This window comes from Sulfurimonas sp. (genome assembly GCF_014859695.1).
Lineage (GTDB): Bacteria > Campylobacterota > Campylobacteria > Campylobacterales > Sulfurimonadaceae > Sulfurimonas.
The window spans coordinates 1-6,728 of sequence record NZ_JACUTS010000087.1 but is presented as its reverse complement, the minus strand read 5'-3'; the positions used below and the strand labels follow the sequence as shown (position 1 = coordinate 6,728).

Sequence of the window (6,728 nt, the reverse complement as noted above, 5' to 3'; positions counted from 1 at the left end):
AAAAGATAATTTCTTTCATAGCAATATGTTAACATAGAAGTTAACTTTTGTCAATTTACATGTAGATTTGTGCATAATTTTTCCTAATAAAAAATATGCTTGAGTATATTCAAAAATAGAAAGCTTGTTTAAAATATGGCATTTTGAAATGGTTTTTATTGTTGTATTTTTTGACTACCAATCTTAAAGTCAATTTTTTGTATTTAGCAAGGCATCGGAATATATACTAAATATTCTTTCTAAAATGTTTGCAAGATAGTGTTTATGATGTTTATTCGATAAAATCGACATAATATAATTAGCATTACCAATTTTTATATTACTGTTTTTATCATGATGACAAATAAATTTATCGGTTAATAGTTTCAAAGCATCCTTTAAAGTTATATATTTTTCACCGTTTATTTTATTTTCTTCATCTTGCGCATTAAATGAAGAATCTAGCAGGTCATAAAGTAGCTTTAGACTTATTTCATTATTAGTTTTTTCAAAAAAATTTACCAATGAAAATGATTTTTTATCATTTTCTAGAAATAATGCTCTTATTGAAACTAATGAGGCATCAAAATATGTTAGAAATTCAAACTGGTTGACTTTTTCCATAGTATTAATAGATTTCAATTTCTCCAACCTATATGATAATAGCTGCATGTTAAAGTAAATGCTTTCTCTCATTTTCTGTTCTTTATCTATTTCTTGAAGAGTTTTTTTCATTAATATGCCTTTCAATTTAAAGTTCCACAACCCGCTCAAACATCTCTTTTATCTCCATCTCATGGCTTATGAGAAATATCTGTCTGTACTGCTCTTTGATGGTGTGGAAAGCCTCAAGTATCTCCATTCTTCGGCTCTCGTCCTGACTTCCAAAAACTTCATCAAATGCCAAGAATCCTATGGAGCTTGCTCCGCTGAGTTCCGTGAGAGTTTTAGAGATGGCTATGCGTAGAACCAAGTTTGCCAAGTCAACCTCTCCGCCGCTAAAGCGCTCTATCGGGTACTTTTTGCCCTCGTCGTAGATAAAAAAGTCGAAGTCGTTGCTTACTTCTATGTGTTGGTATTTGCCTTTTGTGATTTGAGAGTACATCTCTGAGGCAATGCTTGAGATGCGCGGTGCGACTTTAGAGTTTAGGCGAGTTTTGAACTCTGAGAGGCTTGTTTTGATCTTTTCGTAGTCAACTAAATCATCTTTTTTGGTTTGGACTTTTTTTAGCTGTATTTCGTTGTTTTGGAGTGAGTTTTTGACTGTTTTTATCTCGCCTTCTATATTTGCGATTTTCACTTTTATCTCATGTAAAGATGCCGTTTTTGATTCGATGGTTTTGAGTATGCTCTCATGCTCTTGAAGCTGATGTTTATGCTTCACATCGTCGTAGATGACGCTTTTAAACTCAGCCTCTTTGTTTTGTACTACGGCTTTTAACTCTTCTATTTTTTGATTTACTTGTAACAAATCCGACTTCACTAGAACAAGCCTTTTTAGCTCGGTTTCAAGGCTGAGCGCATGTTTGTACTGCGGCTCTATCGACGTTAGCGAATTTTTAACTCTTTCATGCACTTTTTCATCATAACTATACGTCGCAAGCTCTTGAAGTTCCTCTTTGTTTTTGATGCCTTTTTGTTCTACATGTACAAAATGTTCTTTCGCTGTTTTGAGGTCTTTAAGCTTGCTTTGTATGATGTTTATATTTTTCGTCAGCTCTAAAAACTCTTTCTCTTTTTCCTTCTTTTGCGCTTCAAATGCGGCTTTTTGAGCAGTTACGTTTTGGAGCTGTTTTTGGTACTCTGTTATCTTCTTTTGATGAGTATCTTTTATCGCATCGACAAGCGAATTTATGACATTGTCATACTCCTCTAAAAGCGGTCTTGTACATGTAGGACATGCTCCCTCGCTTCCGAGTTCATGGAGTTTCGCGATTTTGGCGTTTGTCATGTCTATCTGTTTCTGCTCTGCTGTCGTCTCCGCTTTTATCTCGTTTTCAATGGTGTGTTTGTCACTTATGCTCTCTTGCAAAACTGCGATATTTTGCTCTAAGTTTTTGGCATTTAGTACAAACTCTTCATATCCCTCACATGCTTTCTCAAGCGCATCTATGTCTATTTTGCATTTTGTGTATTGTTCTCTAAGTTGAGCTTGCTCTTTTAAAATTCCTTCTTTTTTGAGATGAAACTCTCGCAGTTTTTCCTGCTCTTTTATCTGCTCTTGAAGTGCCCCATACTCTGCTTTTAGAGGTTCGAGTTTTTTAAGTTCTTCTTGTTTGTGTTCGAGTTGATGAAGCTCTGCGGATAATTTTACTTGGTTTAAAATCTCTGAACTTTTTGAATTTTTGGCAAGTTCCAGCTCTGAGAAAAGCTTCTGTTTTTGCTCTTTTGTCTTTGCGAGAAGTTCAAGCTCTTTTTTGATGCCCTGTTCTCTGAGTTTTATATGTTCAAGCTCTTGGGTTTTACTAAGCACCTCTTTTGCAAGAGCTTCTTTTGCGGCTTCATCGCTCTTTATCTGCTCCTCTTTTTGCTTTATCTCATCTTTGCCTAAAAGCACCTCCCTAAACGCTTCTATCTCCCGTTTTAGCTCCCTGCTTTTTTCAACCAGCTCTTTTTCTACAAAGTCTATTTTTTCAAGTCCCAGAAGCTTTCTTATCATCTTTTTTCGCTCTTCCGGTTTAAGAGTACTTAGACTAGTAAGCTCTTTTTGGGAAGCGAAAAGCGTGTGCATAAAAGCGTCTTTGCTCATTTTTGTAAGTCTGACTATGGCAGATGTTACTTCTTTCGCTCCGCTTGTAGTCAACTCGCCGTTTTTGTAAAACTTTGCGTTTGCACTCATGGCTTTGCCGCGAAATTCACGTGCAACTTTGTATAAAACAGCCTCAATCTCAAATTCAAGTTCTACAACCACTGCCTCTTTTTCGTTTGCGTTTGCATTTCGCAGCAGCTCTTTGTTTCCTCTGTTTTTTGCCTCTCCGTAAAGTGCGAAGAGTATCGCCTCAAAGATAGTTGATTTTCCGCTTCCGTTTTTGCCGATGATGCCTATGAGACCCTCGCCAAACTCTATTGTCTTAGTGGTGTATTTTTTAAAATTTTCTAAGTGAAGTCTAGAGAGTATCATCGCAAACCTCCTCATAGTGAGCAAAGAGCTCTTGAATTTTAAACTTCAGCCTCTCATACTCCTGCGTACTCGCTTCCTCTTTTACATGCTCTAGAAAAAACTCCTCTAGTGAGACGGCTTCGGCTTCCATCATCGCCGTCTCACTTCTAACATGTTTAAACTCTCGCTTTACCGATATGCTCATGGCATCCCAGAAGAGCTTTTTTATCTCTGAATTTTGAATGTCGATGGATTGTAAAACTGTTAAGTTTATGAGTCTAACCTCGACTATCGCATCTTTTACATCACTTTTATCAATGCTTGAGACTGAGTTTTCATAATCTTCGCAATCGATCTCTTTTAGAATTATTGGACGGATTTTTATCTCTTTGTACTCTACTTGCAGTTCATCGTAGAGGCTTATCTCTGCAAAGCCTTTTGAGTTTCTTTTGTCGTTTAAGCTTGTTCTCTCGGTCGAGCCGCTGTAGTAGACATTTCCATGTTTGCCGACTCTTCCAAAACCGTGCCAATGCCCAAGAGCAACATAGTCCATCATCTTAAAGATGTACTCTTTTTCGCTCGGATAGACCCACTCGCCAAACTCGTTCATAAGGTAGGTCGCACCCACGGAGCAGTGCATCATCATAATGTTCTTTTTGCTTTTATCAATTTGTGATTCGCAAAGTTCTATCTGTGAGAGCGCCTTTGTCTCGTCGTTCATGTGGGGCAGGGCGTGAAATATTATATGTTCGAACTCTATCTTTTTATACTCTTGATTGTAAGCTACATGTATGTTTTTAAAGTTTTCAAAGATTTTGAGTATGGGCGAGCTCAGGTTTGTTCTAGGCGTTGAGTGGTTTCCAGCAATGAGAATAAAAGGAATATTTAAAGAGTCTATGATTTTGAACTGTTCCAGCGCAAAGGTAATAGCACGGTTTGAGGGACTTGAGCGGTGAAACAGATCGCCGGTATGGATAATATAATCGGGCTTTATCTCTTTTATCTGCTCTACGACCTGAGAAAAAGCGTCGTAAAAGTCCGCTTCTCTCTGGTTTATGTTTTCATCATTTAAGATGTCTAAGTCGTTAAAACCCACGTGGGTGTCGCTAAAATGTAATATTTTCAAAAAAAATCCTAATTCAACAAAAAAATTAGGATTATGATAACTAATGTTTGAGTAAAGTTTCTATAAATTAATATATTCTTTTTACAGAAGTAATGAAAGGTTCATATCTGCTTCCATACTTTACTTCTATCTTGTATTGTAAAGAGGTGTTTCGCGTGTTATTATGACTATTTATTGGTTCGATGTCTTTTAAAAGATATTTAAATTTATAAGGCAAATGAATAGTTTGAACATTAAGTCGTTGTATGTAACCGTACAAGGTTTTTTCTTTATAATATTTAACTAACCCCACAACTCCTTTAACTATGAGATAATTTGTTTTGTTTGGATACTTCTGTCTTAATCCTTCATACTCTAAACCTGCATCGATAGCAAAAAGTCTTGATTGTGATATTTGTTCACGAGTAAAATTGTTTTTGGCATTCTTATAATCTCCTTGCTTTTTCTTGTCGTCTTTATTAGCATTGTATAAAGCCTCTTTTTCCATTAATGCTGCTTCTGCTGATTTTAAAGATTTATTATATAATTTACCATCATTTTCCAATACGATAAAGAGCTCCTTGGTTGGTGTTCTTATCCCATCTTTAGAGTACAAATATTTATCTGTATCAAAGCCTAACTCTTTTAATTTATCGATGTTGAGAAAATTATCTTGATGTGAACGATTTAAATTATTTGCAGTTCTGTATATAAGTCTAAGAGATACACTGTTGTTCTCTTTTCGTATAGAACTCGGTGGTTGAAGTTCTCTTTGTGTTAATGTTACCTCTGATGTCGTTTCGCTTGATCTATTGATATAAACACCCAGAAGTATAACCACGTTGGTAATAACTAACAATGCAAAAGCTGATGCAAAAAGCTTAGAGGAGAATTTAGATATTTTCATAATAGATTCTCCTTTGTACTTTTTAACAACTCGTTTCTAACTCTTTTGAGTATCATAAGTATGAAAACGGCACTTAAGCCTATGATTAGAAAGAAAATATATTTTGGCATCCAACTCCACCACCAGTTAAAAAACTTTGTGTATAGAAAAATAACAAAAAATACATTCCCCATATTTGTAACTTCCGATAGACCTTTTTTTATTCCAACATATATAGCAAAGGCACTAAAAGCAAATCCTATGACTTGGTAGAAGCCCTCTATTGAGTTTTCAGCTAGATTTATATAACTTATTGAGCCATTATTTGACAGGATTAATACAGGCAAGAAAAATAAAAACATAGAAAAATATCTGTAAATAACATCAAAGTTTGTGTATTTGGAATGATTTATAAAAGAGAGTAAAAATAGAACTAAAGCAACCGGAAAAAAGTTTTCAGGATAATTTGAAAAGTTAATCCAGTACGCTCCGCCCCAAACTCCAACTTTTGCTGATAAAAAAAATGAAAAGAATATAATTCCTACGCCTAAAAGCAGTCTAGCGTTTAAAGCGTAAGCCAGTAAAAATGCAAACAGTGAGAATACTAAAGAAGCGTTTAGTGAAGGTGTAATGTTGAATATTTGAGCGATCATAGATATATTTAATACAAATGCAGTAAAAGTTAGCAGAGCTGCGATTTTTGTATAGTAATCTTTGTTTTGTTTATTTGATAGGTAATACGTAAAGAAAAGTAAAATAGTCAGAGTAGAAATAAGTATGAAAACCTGTGTAGTTTCTTTAAAGTCACCCCAAAATTGCAAGAATAGAAACAATATACTAAATGCTAATCCAAGAGCCGCTAAAAATGAGACTATTTTCATACCAAGACTAAGTTGTTTTTCATTTTTAGTTGTATCTATGTCAAACTCTAAAGAGTAGTTTGATAAAAGATTTTGGTGGTATTTGGCTATTTTTTCATTTTGTTCAGCGGTAAGCGAAATTACATCCGTATCTTTTAATATTTCAAGTTCTGCTTGAAATGACCTAATCTGATCAGCCCTTTGTTGTGCTCTAAGAGTCGATGTCGTACTCATATATAAATCCTAATTAACAAAAAAAATTATTAAATAGTATCGAATAATTCCTGAACTTTACTATATTTTCAGTATATGTCCTTTTTTACCATAATTATTTCTTAAAAAACTTATGGTAAAAATTCTCTATCGTTCTTAGCTTTGTTCTGCTTATCGCCAAAGCGCCGCTCTCGACTCTGCCGCTTGTAACGGTTGTACCTGCGGCTATTATAACATTGTCTTCAATAGTTACGGGTGCAACAAGCTGGCTGTCGCTTCCAATGAATACGTTTTTACCGATGATTGTTTCATACTTTTTGATTCCGTCGTAGTTACATGTAATAACGCCCGCGCCTATATTTGTCCCCTCACCAACCGTTGCATCGCCTATATAGCTAAGGTGACCGGCTTTTACGCCTTTGAGAGTCGATTTTTTAACTTCTACAAAGTTTCCCACATGTGAATCTTCAAGCATTGATGCAGGGCGCAGATGTGCCAAGGGACCAACATCGGAGTTTTTAACTATGCTATCTTCAACAACGCTGTGCGCTTTTATGTGAGAGTTGATTATTTTAGAACTTCCCG

Annotated in this window: 6 protein-coding genes; all 6 read right to left on the bottom strand. The window is 35.3% G+C overall.

Going from position 1 to position 6,728, the window contains the following annotated elements:
• Nucleotides 1-189 precede the first annotated feature (189 nt).
• Nucleotides 190-714, bottom strand: a complete 525-nt coding sequence (locus IBX42_RS10665) for a hypothetical protein (RefSeq protein WP_294932748.1) — start codon at nt 712-714, stop codon at nt 190-192.
• A gap of 16 nt (nt 715-730) precedes the next feature.
• Nucleotides 731-3,100, bottom strand: coding sequence for an SMC family ATPase (locus tag IBX42_RS10660; protein WP_294932746.1), 2,370 nt, complete (start codon nt 3,098-3,100; stop codon nt 731-733).
• The gene (locus tag IBX42_RS10655) at nt 3,087-4,205 is read right to left on the bottom strand and encodes a DNA repair exonuclease (RefSeq protein ID WP_294932744.1); all 1,119 of its coding nucleotides are present in this window, start codon (nt 4,203-4,205) and stop codon (nt 3,087-3,089) included. Before IBX42_RS10655 ends, IBX42_RS10660 begins: the two co-directional genes overlap by 14 nt.
• A gap of 67 nt (nt 4,206-4,272) precedes the next feature.
• Nucleotides 4,273-5,091 (bottom strand): DUF4824 family protein, encoded by an 819-nt coding sequence (locus IBX42_RS10650; protein ID WP_294932742.1) that lies wholly within the window; start codon nt 5,089-5,091, stop codon nt 4,273-4,275.
• Nucleotides 5,088-6,164, bottom strand: coding sequence for a DUF2157 domain-containing protein (locus IBX42_RS10645; RefSeq protein WP_294932740.1), 1,077 nt, complete (start codon nt 6,162-6,164; stop codon nt 5,088-5,090). Before IBX42_RS10645 ends, IBX42_RS10650 begins: the two co-directional genes overlap by 4 nt.
• Nucleotides 6,165-6,258: 94 nt before the next feature.
• Nucleotides 6,259-6,728 (bottom strand): DapH/DapD/GlmU-related protein (locus IBX42_RS10640; RefSeq protein WP_294932738.1); only part of this gene is annotated, 470 nt, incomplete at its 5' end.

Excerpts from the sequence above, each read along its gene's own strand:
- IBX42_RS10665 (WP_294932748.1), bottom strand. The coding sequence starts at position 714 with ATGAAAAAAACTCTTCAAGAAATAGATAAAGAACAGAAAATGAGAGAA.
- IBX42_RS10660 (WP_294932746.1), bottom strand. The coding sequence starts at position 3,100 with ATGATACTCTCTAGACTTCACTTAGAAAATTTTAAAAAATACACCACT.
- IBX42_RS10650 (WP_294932742.1), bottom strand. The coding sequence starts at position 5,091 with ATGAAAATATCTAAATTCTCCTCTAAGCTTTTTGCATCAGCTTTTGCA.
- IBX42_RS10645 (WP_294932740.1), bottom strand. The coding sequence starts at position 6,164 with ATGAGTACGACATCGACTCTTAGAGCACAACAAAGGGCTGATCAGATT.